Origin of the sequence: Roseibium sp. HPY-6 (assembly GCF_040530035.1) — a bacterium.
In the GTDB taxonomy this organism is placed as follows: Bacteria; Pseudomonadota; Alphaproteobacteria; order Rhizobiales; family Stappiaceae; genus Roseibium.
This window is the reverse complement of sequence record NZ_JBEWCD010000002.1, coordinates 2,392,497-2,407,797: the sequence shown is the minus strand read 5'-3', so window position 1 is coordinate 2,407,797 and position 15,301 is coordinate 2,392,497. Positions and strand designations below refer to the sequence as shown.

16 protein-coding genes are annotated in these 15,301 nt (G+C 53.6%); 7 read left to right on the top strand and 9 right to left on the bottom strand.

Annotation, left to right across the window (positions count from 1 at the left end; translation table 11 throughout):
• Positions 1-292 precede the first annotated feature (292 nt).
• On the bottom strand, positions 293-901 hold the full coding sequence (locus tag ABVF61_RS22160) for a VPLPA-CTERM sorting domain-containing protein (protein ID WP_353995703.1): 609 nt from the start codon (positions 899-901) through the stop codon (positions 293-295).
• A gap of 495 nt (positions 902-1,396) precedes the next feature.
• Between ABVF61_RS22160 and ABVF61_RS22155 the strand changes: the two genes are divergently transcribed.
• Positions 1,397-1,909, top strand: a complete 513-nt coding sequence (locus ABVF61_RS22155; protein WP_353995702.1) for a hypothetical protein — start codon at positions 1,397-1,399, stop codon at positions 1,907-1,909.
• Here the strand turns inward: ABVF61_RS22155 and ABVF61_RS22150 are convergent.
• Entirely contained in the window at positions 1,830-2,540 is a 711-nt protein-coding gene (locus ABVF61_RS22150) for a hypothetical protein (RefSeq protein WP_353995701.1), read from the bottom strand. The genes ABVF61_RS22155 and ABVF61_RS22150 overlap by 80 nt on opposite strands.
• A 513-nt stretch (positions 2,541-3,053) precedes the next feature.
• Positions 3,054-3,296, bottom strand: a complete 243-nt coding sequence (locus ABVF61_RS22145; RefSeq protein WP_353995700.1) for a hypothetical protein — start codon at positions 3,294-3,296, stop codon at positions 3,054-3,056.
• 218 nt (positions 3,297-3,514) lie between these two features.
• Here ABVF61_RS22145 and ABVF61_RS22140 point away from each other — a divergent pair, with 218 nt between their 5' ends.
• From ABVF61_RS22140 to ABVF61_RS22130, 3 genes are all read left to right on the top strand, one after another.
• A complete protein-coding gene (locus ABVF61_RS22140; protein ID WP_353995699.1) occupies positions 3,515-4,750 on the top strand; it encodes a cytochrome P450 in 1,236 nt (411 codons plus the stop codon).
• Between the two features lie 46 nt (positions 4,751-4,796).
• Positions 4,797-5,996 (top strand): glycerophosphodiester phosphodiesterase family protein, encoded by a 1,200-nt coding sequence (locus ABVF61_RS22135; protein WP_353995698.1) that lies wholly within the window; start codon positions 4,797-4,799, stop codon positions 5,994-5,996.
• A gap of 120 nt (positions 5,997-6,116) precedes the next feature.
• Positions 6,117-7,487: a hypothetical protein gene (locus ABVF61_RS22130; protein WP_353995697.1), complete on the top strand. Its 1,371-nt coding sequence runs from the start codon at positions 6,117-6,119 to the stop codon at positions 7,485-7,487.
• 12 nt (positions 7,488-7,499) lie between these two features.
• Here ABVF61_RS22130 and ABVF61_RS22125 read toward each other — a convergent pair whose 3' ends face one another.
• The 6 genes from ABVF61_RS22125 to ABVF61_RS22100 all read right to left on the bottom strand — a co-directional run bounded on the left by ABVF61_RS22125 (position 7,500) and on the right by ABVF61_RS22100 (position 11,958).
• Positions 7,500-8,084: a MerR family transcriptional regulator gene (locus tag ABVF61_RS22125; protein ID WP_353995696.1), complete on the bottom strand. Its 585-nt coding sequence runs from the start codon at positions 8,082-8,084 to the stop codon at positions 7,500-7,502.
• 11 nt (positions 8,085-8,095) lie between these two features.
• Positions 8,096-8,410, bottom strand: coding sequence for an integration host factor subunit alpha (locus tag ABVF61_RS22120; RefSeq protein ID WP_023003819.1), 315 nt, complete (start codon positions 8,408-8,410; stop codon positions 8,096-8,098).
• A 143-nt stretch (positions 8,411-8,553) separates the two neighbouring features.
• Positions 8,554-9,531, bottom strand: coding sequence for a beta-ketoacyl-ACP synthase III (locus tag ABVF61_RS22115; RefSeq protein ID WP_353995695.1), 978 nt, complete (start codon positions 9,529-9,531; stop codon positions 8,554-8,556).
• Positions 9,528-10,592: a phosphate acyltransferase PlsX gene (gene plsX / locus ABVF61_RS22110; RefSeq protein WP_353995694.1), complete on the bottom strand. Its 1,065-nt coding sequence runs from the start codon at positions 10,590-10,592 to the stop codon at positions 9,528-9,530. The genes ABVF61_RS22115 and plsX overlap by 4 nt, the downstream gene beginning before the upstream one ends.
• A gap of 213 nt (positions 10,593-10,805) precedes the next feature.
• Positions 10,806-11,378 carry a YceD family protein gene (locus tag ABVF61_RS22105; RefSeq protein ID WP_353995693.1) on the bottom strand — a complete coding sequence of 191 codons (573 nt, stop codon included), beginning with the start codon at positions 11,376-11,378 and terminating at the stop codon, positions 10,806-10,808.
• Positions 11,379-11,409: 31 nt separating this feature from the next.
• Positions 11,410-11,958, bottom strand: a complete 549-nt coding sequence (locus ABVF61_RS22100; protein WP_353995692.1) for a ubiquinol-cytochrome C chaperone family protein — start codon at positions 11,956-11,958, stop codon at positions 11,410-11,412.
• A gap of 114 nt (positions 11,959-12,072) precedes the next feature.
• Between ABVF61_RS22100 and ABVF61_RS22095 the strand changes: the two genes are divergently transcribed.
• The 3 genes from ABVF61_RS22095 (at position 12,073) to ABVF61_RS22085 (ending at position 15,271) form a co-directional block, all read left to right on the top strand.
• A complete protein-coding gene (locus tag ABVF61_RS22095; protein WP_353995691.1) occupies positions 12,073-12,510 on the top strand; it encodes an outer membrane protein assembly factor BamE in 438 nt (145 codons plus the stop codon).
• 265 nt (positions 12,511-12,775) lie between these two features.
• Positions 12,776-13,492: a class I SAM-dependent methyltransferase gene (locus tag ABVF61_RS22090; RefSeq protein WP_353995690.1), complete on the top strand. Its 717-nt coding sequence runs from the start codon at positions 12,776-12,778 to the stop codon at positions 13,490-13,492.
• 177 nt (positions 13,493-13,669) lie between these two features.
• Positions 13,670-15,271 carry an LIC_10190 family membrane protein gene (locus tag ABVF61_RS22085; protein WP_502949988.1) on the top strand — a complete coding sequence of 534 codons (1,602 nt, stop codon included), beginning with the start codon at positions 13,670-13,672 and terminating at the stop codon, positions 15,269-15,271.
• Positions 15,272-15,301 lie beyond the last annotated feature (30 nt).

Here is a 15,301-nt window from a genome sequence, read left to right as displayed (position 1 = left end):
GGGAATCGGCCTCTGTTGACGCTCGGGAACCACAAGTTTGCACGCGTATTTCAGTTGTAATTGCAACACACCAATGTGCGACAGACGGTCGGTTCCGTCTCTTCGGGCGGAATGAAAACCGGCGGTTTCAGGCAAGCAGCAAAGGTTCGGTTTTATCCATCCACCGTTGGGCCTCAGGCGACTTTGGTGACAACATAGTTTGCCACGACCTTCAGCTGCAATTGCACCAACGAAAAACCCCGCCAACCAAGATATGGAAGGCGGGATCTTTTAATCGTTGAGGTTTGGAAACTTATGCTTGGCGACGCCGACGGCGCAGAAGGGCCAAACCGCCCAGACCCGTCGCGAGAAGCAGAGCGCCAGCCGGCAATGGCACCGGAGTGACGCGCACGGCATCAATGTCAAACCCGCCGGTCAACCTTCCCTGATCCGGGGATGTGTCCTTGATACGAACCGTATCGAATGTGCCGTCGAGAAGTATCGGGAGAATGCCGCCACCCTGCGCGTCCGCATTTGAGATCATGCCGATCGATGTGAACGAAACGCCATCGCCAACAAAGATCTCAGCGCTTTCCGGCCAGTTCGTCACGGTACCGAAGGTAATCTCAAACAACTTAACGCTTGTATCGAACAAGGTGCCGAATGTGAGGTCGACATAGCTGCCAAATCCGATCTCAAAGAAATCTGAATCTGCTGATCCAAGAGCGTTCGCGGCATTGTCGCGATCGTTGGTGGTGCCGCGTGCAGCATTTTTGTCGAATGTGATCGTCGTCGCGTAGCCGTTATCGAAGCCGCCGCCGCCAACAGTCTGCCAATCGGCAGTCACTGGCAAAGCGCTTGCTGCTGCGCTGCTCGCAAAAAGGAGTGCGGCTGCTAACGCAGTGCGCGCATGTCCAAACATGATTGTTCTCTTCCGTTGTTCAACTATTACGGGCCCCGACATCGTCCTCGTATCTTGTTTGCCGACCGGGTGTCAATCGCATTTGGAAATTATTAACCCTGCCGTACAAGCTTTTCAGTTGCTTGGTTAACTTTGGACACAATTTTCACGTGCCTGAAGCCGCTCCAAGTCGACAAGGTAAATACTCCCGCGAAAATCTGCCGGCTCGCGCACCAACCGCGGGCGTTTGTTCCCGTTTCCCTTGTCTGCAGAGCGCCGGCACAAAAATTCGAACACCGGCGCTTTGTTAAACGGCCAGTGGTGTTCGCAGGATGTAGTTGCCCCTATTTTTACGGATATGGAAAAGCGGGTATGATATCAGGTAGTTTGTTCGGTTGTAATTGAAGGGTATGATGCAAACTCGAACTGGCGGGACTTCGTGCGCGGCACGTGGACCGGGATTATTCTCGATTGTTACAGGCTGGTGGAATGCCTGTGGCAAATGGAGCAAAATGAATGCACATCAAACGCCTTGATCCTGCAAACATGAAAGGGTTGGCGGGACAGCACATTCAGGAACTTGACGCGTACCTGCGGTTTTCCCAGGCGACGTTTCGTCCCGACATGCCGCAATTCCACCGCGTGGTGTTTACCTCAATCGAGGCGATGGGCGATCATATTCCTCAGATCGGGTATGTTGGCAAGAACAGCTACATCAAGGAAGTGATGGAAGGACAGTTCGGGAGCGATATTGCTTCCGCAATCCGAAATCAGGATCCCCAGTTCGACCAGGCGGTTGCCGGCGGGTATGCAAGAGCTGCCCAGGGCGATCGGGTCTTTGAACTTGTGGAGATGGAGGTTTCGCCTCCCGGAGCGCTGACAAACATTCCGGTCAGCTACTACCGACTTATCGAAAGGCTCTGGCTCGGGACGCCCCAACCGGTTCTTATCAATCTGACGCTTCCGACGGCTGCCCAGTTTCATGAGCATCTATTTTTGCAAGATAGAGCACGTCAGACGGCCAATTGAACAAGAACATGTCATCCTGTTCACGATCTTCCGGCGGATTGATCCATCTGGTTGCATATGGGTAACGATGGAAGGCTCCGTAGATGTCGCCCAATGATTTTTGCACCCTGTTGGCGCGCGCAAGACCAACGCATGCGTTGGCCTCCTGCCAAGTGGCCAGTCCCAGATAGAGGTTCATCCGGGCGATCAGCGCCAAGCGTTCGAGCGCCAAGCGTGCAGAGCCGAACCCTTTGACATTGAGAGCGTCGCCGGAATAGATCACCTTGCCCTGGATCTCTTTCATCGGCGGACATATCCAGGACATGTCGACCTCGTAGTCGGCACCGTAGATCCGCGCCAGTTGGACCCGGTGATATTCCAGATAATTCATGCCGCCGGTGTCGAAAAGCTGACTGCAGTAGAACGAAACCGGTTCTTCGTTCGCGAAGGCGACATGACAAAAGCCGTTGTGTCCGTTGAAATCAAAAAAACGCGTCTGGAAAAAAGGGGTCACATCCTTGCCGCAGGCCTCAAGCGCGGGAATGACCTCACTGAAGTCGCGCAGCACACGCACAGAACAGCCGAGTGCGTAGAGCCGGGAACGGCACGCTGAATACGCATTAAACAATGTCGAAACGTTTTCAGGTCCCAAGGAACCCCCCACTACGTTTTGCCAAAAGTCCGAATTGATGCGGTCAGCGAGAAATGGACAGGATGCTCTTCAAACCGGTCTTCAAAAGAACCCGGTCTCCGGAGGCCCTTGCAATCAACCAACGGACTGTTTCAGGCCTCACGTGATCAGTATTATTCGCTATGAGTTGTTTTGCCTAGAAAAAATCGTCAAATTTACCATAAATTGAAGCTTATATAGGAAATGAAACCCTTCCAATTCCAGTAAAATTTTAATTAAAAAGTGTATATGCAAAACAAACAATCAAGACACCCGCTAGAAGCAGGGGCCGCACAACTACTTCAACCCGTAATGTACTCGAAATGTTGGGCATACGCACGTTCCAAGGCGAAACAAAACTCGTTGTACTAAGACTAGGCAGTAAGTATTCGAGATTATGGTAAAGGCGACGCAGGGGAATGTAGCAGCTTCATCAAGCCAAAGGAGCCGGACCTGGGCATGAAGGAACAGTGGTTATCCGTGCATACCTTTTGATCAGGCAGCCCGGTGGCTCTTTTGACTGACCTTGCCGATAAAATCAGACAGCCAGCAGATCTCTTTCAGGTACACTTCCATGCTCAGGGACGCCAGTTCCATCAACAATTCCTGAGGATCAGGATTGTCGAATCCTGTTTCCGTCAAAAACGTTTCGTATTCTTCCCTGAATGCTTCCGGCACCTGCATTTCAGCCTCATGTGCATTTGTTACGCTTCCAATGGTCGCGCGTATTCGCGACATCTCGCCCTATCGTTACGGTTTGTCCCTGGAACCGGGTATCGTCAGTTCTTGCCTTTCCTCGTTATCCTCAGCAGCATTGCTATCCGCGGCACGAATTGTGGTAAATTGCAGAAAAAGGCGGTCAAACGCCTCTCTCCTCTTGAAGTTTCCCGGCCAAAAACGCGACGCTGACAAGAATCACGATTTTAAATCATCATACGCCTTTCCATGAGCCCTGAATGAGCCCGTCCACAGACCAAGCGTTCAATCCTTTGTCAGAAGCGTTCGCAAAAGACCCGCATCCGTACTACGCAGCTCTACGGTCGCGGCCCGGGTTGACTTACTTTGAGGACTTTGATGTGTGGCTCGCCGCCCGGTTCGACGATGTTTCTGCCATCGTCATGCATGACAAGATGGTGCGGTCGATGGAGCATGTTGCCAGCGCGGACGATATCGCCCGCCAGAAAAAAGCTGGTAACTGGCACGACATGCCGCACCACAGTCGATTTGTGCAGTTTTCTCTCCTCGACAGCGACGGTGACATTCACGACCGCTTGCGCAAGCAGGTTTTCAAGCTGTTTACCCCAGTCATGGTCAACAGACTGCGTAACGATATTCAGATTTATGTCGACGCCCTGTTTGCGAAATTGGCAGACAGGCCGCAAATCGATTTCGTCGAGGACCTGGCCGCGCATGTTCCCGGACACATTATCGGCCGTATTCTTGGCGTCCCCGATGAAGACTGCCCTCAACTGCGCATCTGGTCCGAGAATATTGTCCAGTTTTTCGACATTGACCGTTCCGATGAACGGAAACGGCTGGCGGAAGAGAACACGACGGAATTCTACCAGTATCTCCTGGAGCTCAAAGCCAACCGAGAAAAACTGCCGAAAGACGATCTGCTTTCACTGATGATCGATGCGGAGCGGCAAGGCCTCATGTCTCATGACGAATTGTTTTCAACCGCAATGCTGATCCTGATGGCCGGACACGGATCGACAATCGACGTCCTTGGAAGCGGTATGCATGCTCTGTTGAAGTTTCCCTCCGAAATGCAAAGGTTGCGCGACGAACCGTCCCTGATGAAGACAGCTGTCCAGGAGATGTTCCGTTATGAGTCTCCCCTGCCCTTCTTTCATCGCTATTGCACCGAAGATGTTGAAATCTGCGGTGACCACTTTCCTCGCGGCACAAAGTTCGGTGTTCTATACGGGTCGGCAAACCGCGATCCCAAACAGTTTCCGGAGGCCGACAGGTTCGACATCGGGCGAACGCCCAACTGGCATATCGCCTTCGGGCGCGGCGCCCACTTCTGTCTCGGCAACCATTTGGCCCGCCTCGACATGGACATCATTTTCACGACACTGTTACAGCGCTTCGCCATTCTTGAGCTTTGTGACGAAAATGTCCGCTACAAGAGAGGGCTCTCGGTTCGAGGGCCGGAATCGCTTCAAATCAGCTGGCGAATGAGTTGACCAGATCGATCTCAACTCAACGTCGCAACCAACATTCAGGTCTCTGATGCGCCCTTTTGTATTTCCACTCCTCACAATTTTCTTCCTTGCTCCAACCGCTTCGTTGGCGGGCAGCGTCGAGCTCGGCCCCCGACCGGCCTACCTGGTCAGCCAGATGGAGGAAGGAAGCTTGAAACAGAAACTAAAGAGCTGCATCGGACAACCAGCCAAACGCACAATGTTTTCCATAGGTCACCGCGGCGCGCCATTGCAGTTTCCCGAACACACGGAAGAAGGATACCGCGCGGGCGCGTTGATGGGTGCGGGGATACTGGAATGCGATGTAACCTTTACAAAAGACAAGGAACTGGTGTGCCGGCACTCGCAAAACGACCTGCACACAACAACCGATATTCTGGTAACGGAACTTGCCGGCAAATGCACAGCCGGCTTTACACCTGCCAGCGGAGGTGCACAGGCGTCTGCCGAGTGCCGTACATCAGATCTGACGCTCGACGAATTCAGAGCCCTGAACGGCAAGATGGACAGCGCGAACAAGAACGCGCAAAGCATCGACGCCTACATGAAGGGGACGGCTCCCTGGCGCACCGAGCTTTACGGCAAGACCGGAACCTTGATGACCCACAGGGAATCCATCGCCCTGTTCAAGGAGCTCGGCGCGAAATTCACGCCGGAACTGAAAGCGCCCAAAGTGGCCATGCCGTTCGACGGCTTCACGCAGGACGACTATGCCCAGAAACTTATCGATGACTACAAGGCCATGGATATCGCGCCGGAGGATGTGTTTGCACAGTCCTTCAACCTTGCACATGTTCTTTACTGGATCGAAAACGAACCGGAATTCGGCAAGCAGGCGGTTTTTCTCGACGGGCGGCGGAACCTTGATCCACTCGATCCGTCAACGTTTGAACCGTCAATGGCCGAGTTGAAGGAGATGGGTGTCAATTACATAGCCCCACCCCTGTTTGTGCTTTTGACGCTCGAGGATGGCATGATCGTGCCTTCGCCCTACGCCACGGCGGCAAAATCGGCCGGACTCAACATCATCACCTGGACGCTTGAACGATCCGGTCCGCTTCATGAAGGTGGCGGCTGGTACTATCAGTCCGTGGGCGATGTGATCGACAGCGATGGAAAAATGCTTGAAGTCGTTGATGTACTTGCACAAGACGTTGGTGTTACCGGCATCTTTTCAGACTGGCCGGCGACAACGAGCTTTTACGCCAGCTGCATGGGACTGGAATAACGCCTGCCGGTTTGACCGCAAGCTACGCCACAACGCAATTATCCTGAATTTTGCTAATACCTTGTTCACCGGTTTTGTTTACCCTTGCGGAAGTTTGAAATCGAATTTGCGGTCAATGAATTGAAGATACACACTCTTGCGAGCATAGACTGCCAGATCCTGTGCCGGCAGTTTGGACCCTTGAGCGATGAGACGCTCAAGGACGCAGTGATATCGGCAGCCCGCGCCTCAGGTCTGGATGCCAACGATTGCGAAGTGTTGGATGCACCGGCAATGCATGATATTTCAATGCGTTGCGGTCTCTATCAGGTATCCGTCACGCAATCGGTGCCGTTTGCCGAAGATGATTATCTACAGGTCGCCCTCGATACGTTCTCACTGGAAAGCGCCATTAGCGGACATCCCCGCGTAGACGAAACGATTTCGGCCTGCACGCACATTTCGGTTCAGAAGATCGCCCCAGCCTCCGGCGCGGCACCGCATTCCGGCGTTAATGATATCGGAGAAGCCGGCTCAGGTTTCGACACATCCGAAGAAGCCATGCAGGCAATGGCTTTCACAAAGTCCGTTGCCCTGCTGCTTGTCGATGAAACAGAAGCAGAATCAATCTTCTGGGGTCCGAGCACATTTTTGCTTAGCAGCACGGATTTCAAACGCCTTGCGACCTCAGGCGATCCGCTGCTTCTTTACCTGCATTGCCACGTCTATCCGGAATTCGACAAGGTAAGCGGCAGGGAGCAAACCGGTGTTGTTGCCTCTGGTGCACAATGGCTCATCGGGTACAACGTCGCTTTTCAGCCATCCTGGCGTCCGGCGGAATACCTTGTTGAGAAGCTCTATGATTTCGTTCGGCTCACGCTGAAGTCGGGCAGCAAGCCTGAAAACGGCATTGTTCTTGAAAAAGACAACGGCGACAAGACGAAGATCAGCATACACGCGGCAGGCGGGTCAGGCCCGGATAGGGTCGAGTTGAGCGTGATGGAAACGCCGGACGTCGCAGCCCATGTCGACAGACCCGCGGAGCTTCGCGACTGGCTGAGACCCGATCAAAAGCATATGGGTTTCGACTCTCACGAGGATGAGGACAAGGATCTTGATCCTGATGATCCGGTCGATGCCGCTATCCTGGCGCGCCTGGCGGAGCTGAACGCGGAAAATACAGCTCCCGCAACCGAAGAGCCGGCGCCGGTTGAGTTCATTGAGGTGCCTGTTGGCATCATACCTGAGGCAAAGTCGGAAACAGTTCCGGAAACCGAGTCGAGCAGTCCCGCGCTTCAGGCGAGCGAAGACGTGACATCAGCCGAAACAGTTTCGGCTCCGGCAACAGAGCCGGCTGGCAGTTCCCGTCCCCAAAGACGGCCGTCACAAAAAATGTCCATGGCTGAATTGCGGGACTTTGCCAGAGAAGCGCAGGTCGCTCCTCAAAACCGCGACGTCGACACGAAAAAACGCGGCCTTATCGGGAAGATGTTCAACAAGAAGTCCGGGTGACGTGTGGCGCCTTTAACGCGCCTGATCCAGTGTCCGCTTGCACTCAAGAAGCTCGAACAGAGTTGCCTGCAATCGGCGTATGTCTTCTTTTGAGACAGCAGATTTGCCAACGCTTGGGCTGGAGGCAGATTTGTCGCCCCGCAGCCTGTTCAGAATATTCAACCCACCGGATGAGGACGGTGCGCTTTCCTCCGCGCTCGTTTCGGGTAGCACGCCATTTGGAAGGGCTTCCTGGGATAAGTTTGCAACAGGCGGCAATTCGACATCAGCAACGTTTTCGTCACTGTTCGGCGCCATCGCCTGCAGCGGGGAGGCATCTTCGCGCCAGATCTGGGTGACAAAACGCTGCCCCTGCTCTTTCAGGATCCGCTGCACGCCCTTGATCGTGTAGCCCTCACCATAGAGCAGATGCCGGATCCCCTTGAGAAGCTCAACATCGTCCGGCCGGTAGTAACGCCGGCCACCGCCGCGTTTGAGCGGCTTGATCTGTGAAAAACGTGTTTCCCAAAACCGCAGCACATGCTGCGGCAAGTCCAGGTCTTCTGCGACTTCGCTGATCGTCCGAAAGGCGTCCGGGCTTTTTTCCTGTGAACTCATCCGGTCTTTGTTTATTTGCTGGCCTGTCCAGTCAGCGCATCATTGATCCGCTGTTTCAATACGTTAGATGGTTTGAAAACCATCACTCTACGCGGCGAAATCGGCACTTCCTCGCCGGTCTTCGGATTGCGGCCGATACGCTCACCCTTCGAGCGGACCACAAATGAACCGAAGCTTGACAATTTTACCGATTCTCCGGTGACAAGACAGTCTGAAATTTCAGAAAGTACACGTTCAACCAATTCAGATGACTCGGTCCGCGACAAGCCGACCTTTTGATAAACGGCTTCACACAGATCCGCACGGGTAATAGTCCGATTGCCCATAACCCCTCCACAACGACGCCAGCGATCTGGCTGATTTTGCAAGAGAACTCCAACGCAAGGCCCTACGGTATTGCCTCACGGCGAGCCGGTCAACCGGAACTCGGCATCAAGAGAAGTTTTGTCGGCAAAGGTGGTCCGGCCCGCTACCAGCGCAGAAGAACCGATCCCCAGGTAAATCCGCCACCCATTGCCTCCAGCATCACAAGATCGTTCTTTTTGACACGTCCGTCCGTGATTGCGGTATCGAGCGCCAGGGGAATCGATGCTGCTGAAGTGTTGCCGTGCATTTGTACCGTTGTGACCACCTTTTCAGGTGCAATCCTGAGCTTCTTGGCACTTGCGTCAATAATGCGCTTGTTGGCCTGATGCGGGACAAACCAGTCGAGATCATCCGACGTAAAACCGGTCGCTTCGTAAGCATCCTCGATCACATCGGTGATCATGCCGACGGCATGTTTGAATACTTCACGGCCTTCCATTCGAAGGTGCCCGACCGTTTGGGTCGCCGACGGCCCGCCATCAACGTAAAGCTTTTCCTTGTGTCTTCCGTCAGAACGCAGATGCGAGGTGAGAATTCCCCTGTCGCTGGTCGTGCCTTCACTTTCGGACTTTTCCACGACCAGAGCCCCTGCGCCGTCTCCGAAGAGCACACAGGTGGTCCGGTCTTCCCAGTCCAAAATGCGGGAGAAAGTCTCTGCTCCGATGACAAGGCACCGCTCTGACAAACCTGCGCGAATGTAAGCGTCTGCCGTCGTGAGGGCATAGACAAAACCGGAGCAGACAGCCTGAACATCGAACGCGAAGCCGTGGGTAATCCCAAGGCTGGCCTGAACGGTAACAGCAGTCGCCGGGAATGTATTGTCGGGAGTCGCCGTTGCCAGGATAATCGTATCGATGTCGGTCGCATCTCTCCCGGCGTTTTGAAGGGCGCGTTGCGCAGCTTCAAGTGCAAGGTCGGATGTTACCTGTCCCTCGGAGGCGATGTGACGTTGCTCGATACCCGTACGCTGGACGATCCACTCATCAGATGTGTCCACCATCTTGGCGAGATCGCTATTGGTCAGAACTTTCTCCGGCAGAAAACTGCCGCAGCCGGTCACGATAGAACGGATTACGCTCACAAATCACCTTCCGATGTCGGCGCGGCTTCTGCGAAGCGGCCACGATGGTAATGCACAAGATCCTGCGCGATCTTGTGGGTCAGTTCATTTTTCACCATGTCATAGGCCAGATCGATCGCGGAGGCATAGCCCTCAGCATCCGTTCCCCCATGGCTTTTGATCACAATGCCGTTCAGTCCCAGGAAAACGCCTCCATTGACCTTGCGCGGGTCCATTTTCTCACGCAACAGGTCGAAAGCTCCCTTGGCAAACAGGTATCCGATCTTGGACATGAATGTACGATTCATTGCGGACCGCAGATAGCTGCCGATCTGCTTGGCAGTCCCTTCAGCGGTTTTCAGCGCAATGTTTCCCGCAAACCCTTCTGTAACGACAACGTCGACCGTTCCCTTGCCGAGGTCGTCCCCTTCGACGAAACCAGCATATTCAAGTGATCTCAGCGGGGTTTCGCGCAACAGGCGACCGGCGGTGCGGACCTCTTCCAGTCCCTTGACCTCCTCAACGCCGATATTCAGCAACCCGACACTTGGGCGCTGAACGCCAAAGAGCGCACGTGCCATCGCGCCGCCAAGAATTGCAAAGTCGATCAGTTGCTGCGCGTCAGCACCTATGGTCGCGCCGACGTCGAGAACCACCGATTCTCCTCGCGTTGTCGGCCAGATAGCCGCAATCGCCGGACGTTCGATGTTGGCCATCGTCCGAAGGCAGAACTTCGACATAGCCATCATTGCACCCGTGTTGCCGGCCGAAACAGCGACAGACGCGTCGCCGGACTTAACCGCCTCGATCGACCGCCACATGCTCGAGCGCCACCTTCCCTGCCGGAGTGCCTGGCTTGGCTTTGTGTCCATGGCAATGGAGACGTCGCAATGATGCAGCACCGAGGCGTCCCGTACGCGCGGATACTGTTCCAGCAGCGGGCGCACCACGTTTTCGTTGCCATAAAGAAGGAACCGAATATCCGGGTGTCTTACGAGCGCTATTTCCGCTCCGGGAATGACAACATCGGCCCCGTTATCTCCGCCCATGGCATCCAAGGAAATCGGAATTGTTTTCGCCATTCAGAAGGTCTTTTAACGTTTCACATTCAAGAACACACCATATAGCGCGTTCAAAGGAGTAATGCCCGTTTGGCAGGTGCCCGGATCGGGCGCGAACATAAAGGTTTTGGTCGGAGTGACAACCGTTTTCATGGACTCATTCAGAACTGACGTTGAAAACCCGGTTTGAAGACAATTTTTATTCCCCTATCCGTTCTCAAAGAAGCTTTCATGTCAGTCTTCCTTCGTGATCTTTAAACCCTCCAGAGCTGCAAAAGGAGACGGCTTCTTTCCGATTTCTTCTTCGTCTTCCGGTATTTCCTGTTCGTTTGCGTCAAATTCCACTCCTGCCTTTCTCGGAAAAGGATCAAGCGACAGCGCAAGTTCTTCGCAAATCAGGGCTCCCAGGTCGAGCACGCCATCCATGATAACGTCCGGCGGATCCAGCGATTCCAGGTCTATTTCAATTTCACCGTCTTCGTTCAGATCCCTGATCCGCGCAGGACGGCTCGATGTCGGCTCGAATGTCCTGTCGACCTCAAGCTCCAAACTGCTTTCAAACGGTTCGAGCGAAACAACGCAGGTCTGCACGATTGCAGTCCTGATTGTTCCAACGACGCGAACACCCTCTTTTCGGTAAGGTTTAAGAGTGAACCGTGCATCCAGACTGTTCATTGCCACCAGATCGTAGGCCTTGGCGATAGCCTGAAGCTCTTGGTCGCCCGGTGCGACGGTGATGGCTTCGTCCTTATCGACAATCCGGCTGGTCTTGACGGTGTGTGAATATGGAAACGCACCCGTTGCCATGGTCTTTCTTTCTTGTTGCTGTTTTGCTGCTTCAGACGGCGATCGCTGCAAAGGCCTCGGCTTCGGGCCAGGTCAAGTCGCCGCCGATCAGGTTTTCGGTTGATTGTTGTGACAGTTTTTCTGCTGCAGACATCATGTAGAGGGCGAGCCGTTTTTGAGCGACCAGTTCTTGGGCATCGGGGAACAGATTGCGGCCAAGTGCTTCAGCCAGTTCTTCAGCGTCGTTGTCATCAATCGCGCGGATATAAACATCGGCACGGCCATAGAAGGCCTCCCCCATCACTTTTACCTTCTTCGGCACACGCGTGTCACTAACACCCATCTCGCGCAATGACGCATCCATATCCTGGAAGAACAGGTCAAATACGCCTTGCGTAAACTCCGATACTTTCGCCCCCTCCCCGCGCATGCGACGGAAATACAAGACAGCGTGCAGCACGATCAGATCGAATCTGCCATCGATCGTGTCAGGAACAAGAAAGTCTGTATAAAATACCGGCTGCCGCGCTTGAGCCACGATTTCACAATAAACCTTGCGTTCGGCGTCACGTGACCGGCGGCGGAACAGGTTGAATACCATGACCGTCTCCATTTGACTCAGGTGTTGCCTTGTGCCCTATCCCACGATAGTGACTTTGCCAAGCAACGAAATTCAAAAGCAGCCAGAGCGATCTGGCGAAACGGGACTTCTTAGATGAACTTCAAGGCGAGCGCCCTGATCCTTCCGCTTCTGGCCACGCTTCCGCTCGGCGGCTGTTTTACATCGACGTATACGCATGGGCATGTTGTGACCACGTCCATGCTGAACCAGGTGCAAGTCGGGTCCAGCCGAGAGCAGGTGGAACTTGTGTTAGGGTCGCCGTCGACGACGTCAAGCCTGAGCGGCGACGCCTACTATTACATATCCCAGAAAACCGCGACCACGGCTTTCCTCGCCCCCGACATTGTCGAACAGCGGGTCGTTGCGATCTATTTTGACGAAGACGGTTTTGTGAAAGATCTCGGCAACTACACGCTCGAGGATGGCAAGGTCGTCGACATCGTAACCCGCAAGACACGGACCGGCGGCGCGGACTACGGCTTCCTGACCCAAATCCTGAGAGGCGCCACGAACCCGGGTCTCGGGCTCTAGCGTCTGCAGCGCGCGCTCATGGTTCAAAATGCCGGTCTTTGAACCGGCCGCCAGGTGAGCGGGCAAAAATCTCACGTCCGATATTTTTCGCCACGCGCTGATAAAGGCGCCGCATTACGGCCTTTCCTTAAAATCTCTGCGGACGCCAACTTGTCTGCACTGCACCTGTGCAGTGTGACGGTTGTTGACGTTGCCGAATTTCGCCTAGACATATTCCTTCAACGAGGCTACTCGTCGCGCCACACTCACCGTGAGGCGGACCGCCGTGCTGCAAACAAAAGAGAAAACAAGCTACTCGGGTTTTGACGAGTTGGTTGCGATTGACAAAGCAATGCCGCGGTACAACTCCTTTATTGCCGAAACGATTGCGCGCAGCCTCGGCTCAAGCAAAAAACCAGTCGATTTCGGCGCTGGCATCGGAACACTGGCGGACTGCTTTCACGCAAAAACCGGACTGAAGCCAACATGCGTCGAGGTCGATGAAACCTGCAGGGGCATTCTGATATCAAAGGGCTACGAAACGCTCCAGGACATTTCCGGCGTCGACAATTTTGATTTTGTATTCAGCTCAAACGTTCTGGAACATATTGAAGACGATCAGGAAATTCTGAAATGCATCTTCGATCGGTTGGAAAAAAACGGGCAAATTGTTCTTTACCTGCCCGCTTTTCAGAAGCTGTTTTCCGATCTGGACGCGAGCGTCGGTCACTATCGCCGTTATGACAAACGCATGCTCGTTGACAAGCTGACGAGCGCAGGCTTCAGAGTTGAAGAAGTGTTTTATGCAGACTGTGTCGGCTTCTTTATCAGCCTGTTCTTCCGTTACTTTGGGTATTCGGCCGACAAGGGGCTTGCATCGCCCTCGCGGCTGGAAACCTACGACAAATTTATTTTTCCATTTAGCAAGGCTCTCGACTCGCTGGGTCTGAAACACTTTTTTGGAAAAAATATCTGCGTTCGGGCAAAGAAAATCTCTGAGTAACCAAACTTGGCGACCGCTTCGCACGTCCAGTTACTTTCCTCTTAAACTGAGAAACGATCTTCCCCAAAACTTTGCAACCCTTGCCCGGTTGAAGGGCGGTACGGTTGTCATTTGACGTTGTCAGATCGTGCAGCGAGCGGTAAGTAAGCCTCACAAAACAACAGAAGAGCAGTCTGTATGCTTCTCGACCTCATTTTATTCCCAGCTTTTACAGCGGCTATTACTATACTAGGCATCGGGTTCTGGGATTGTGTTCGAAGAGTTTCGCGACTCCAGGCAACCCAGTTGCCAATGTTTTTCTTTCCGTTGCTTGGTGCTTTCGCGCTCGGGATGATCGCTCTCGTTGTCAATTTCTTTGCCGGTGCTGCGAACTCTTTTTCATACGGCATCGCGACAGCACTGCTGATCTATGGCTGCTGCCTTGTCGATAGGACAACAATCAGATCGGTAGGCCTGATCTGCCTTTTTGCGGCCCTTTGCACACCTTTGGCTGCCGACATGCAACCGGGGCCTGATGGCGGCCTGTATCACTTTGCACATCAAAGATGGATAAGAGAGCACGAGATCATTTTCGGGTTCGCACATCTCCATGCACGGTATGGCTTCAGTTCATTTCTGGAATACATCAATTCGCTCTTGTGGATCGGCGAAGCCTTCAAACTGCTCTCATACATGTCTGCACTCTACTTTGTGTGCTTACTCTCGTTCATTTACTTTGCAATCAACTCAAAAAACAATTTTATCAGAATATTAGCTCTCTTTATTGGGATAAACCTTCTGATCTATGACGGATACTTTATTTGGAAATATGGCTATGCCGACAGCGCTGCCGGTTTAACCTTCGCTCTTTCGATCCTCGCCGGGCTGTACATACTTGTCAGCGAAACGCGGGAAAATGAATGCCGAGCCTCACAGCTCTCGGCGTTTTTCATGCTTTGTGCAATGGCTGTCGCTTTAAAGGTCAGCAGCATACTCGTCGCGCTGTGGGCAGTATTCGTTTTCGCAACGTTGCTGTGGCGAAAACAGATCTCAACGCGACGCATACCAGCCATCCTGGCATTCCCGGCAGTGTTCACGCTGCTTTGGCTTTTGCGTGGAGTTATCACAACGGGATGCCTGCTCTTTCCCGTGTCCTGGACTTGCCTGACCGTACCGTGGCACGCAAAGCAAGAGGCGATCCTTTACAGTGATCTGGTGACTGCATGGGCGCGCCATCCCCACACTGGTCGCTCATCTCTTGAGGGTTGGTCCTGGCTGACGGACTACTGGCTTGAAGCGAACGCAAGTTTTCTGATCTATCTCAGTCTTGCAGCCGTTGTCATAGTCCTGCTGGCTGCCATGGCGCACCGTTTTTTCGCAACAACCAGGCTGCAACCGGCAATCGCCTTTGCCTTGGTCGGCGTCATAGCCGTCTCGCTGATCCTATGGTTTCTCAAAGCACCAACCGACAGATTCGGCATTGGCATATTTCTGATCGCAGTACCGGTGATAGCACTCGCCATTTTTGGTGCACCGATGCTTCGGACAGGGCCGCATTTGAGGCTTTTGAGTTTTATTCTCGTCATCCTGCTCGCGAACGGCCAGGGCGGATTTTCGATCAAGGGTCTATCGACGTTCCAAATGTTGACCCTTCCACAGACTGAGCTTGTTGCTCATCCCGTTTTTGGGGTACATGGCAAGAACCCCAACGACTTTTGCTGGGCTGCGAAGGATTGCGTGCGCTCCAAGAACCTGCCCGCTCCGGTAACACGATCTGGTTACCTGTTTTTCGAACAGTGAGACAACCGGGAAGTGCATGGCGAAAAGCCG

Bases quoted from the DNA above. Each gene is read 5' to 3' on its own strand.
- ABVF61_RS22160 (WP_353995703.1), bottom strand. From the start codon at position 901: ATGTTTGGACATGCGCGCACTGCGTTAGCAGCCGCACTCCTTTTTGCG.
- ABVF61_RS22155 (WP_353995702.1), top strand. From the start codon at position 1,397: ATGCACATCAAACGCCTTGATCCTGCAAACATGAAAGGGTTGGCGGGA.
- ABVF61_RS22145 (WP_353995700.1), bottom strand. From the start codon at position 3,296: ATGTCGCGAATACGCGCGACCATTGGAAGCGTAACAAATGCACATGAG.
- ABVF61_RS22140 (WP_353995699.1), top strand. From the start codon at position 3,515: ATGAGCCCGTCCACAGACCAAGCGTTCAATCCTTTGTCAGAAGCGTTC.
- ABVF61_RS22135 (WP_353995698.1), top strand. From the start codon at position 4,797: ATGCGCCCTTTTGTATTTCCACTCCTCACAATTTTCTTCCTTGCTCCA.
- ABVF61_RS22125 (WP_353995696.1), bottom strand. From the start codon at position 8,084: ATGAGTTCACAGGAAAAAAGCCCGGACGCCTTTCGGACGATCAGCGAA.
- ABVF61_RS22120 (WP_023003819.1), bottom strand. From the start codon at position 8,410: ATGGGCAATCGGACTATTACCCGTGCGGATCTGTGTGAAGCCGTTTAT.
- plsX (WP_353995694.1), bottom strand. From the start codon at position 10,592: ATGGCGAAAACAATTCCGATTTCCTTGGATGCCATGGGCGGAGATAAC.
- ABVF61_RS22105 (WP_353995693.1), bottom strand. From the start codon at position 11,378: ATGGCAACGGGTGCGTTTCCATATTCACACACCGTCAAGACCAGCCGG.
- ABVF61_RS22100 (WP_353995692.1), bottom strand. From the start codon at position 11,958: ATGGTATTCAACCTGTTCCGCCGCCGGTCACGTGACGCCGAACGCAAG.
- ABVF61_RS22095 (WP_353995691.1), top strand. From the start codon at position 12,073: ATGAACTTCAAGGCGAGCGCCCTGATCCTTCCGCTTCTGGCCACGCTT.
- ABVF61_RS22085 (WP_502949988.1), top strand. From the start codon at position 13,670: ATGCTTCTCGACCTCATTTTATTCCCAGCTTTTACAGCGGCTATTACT.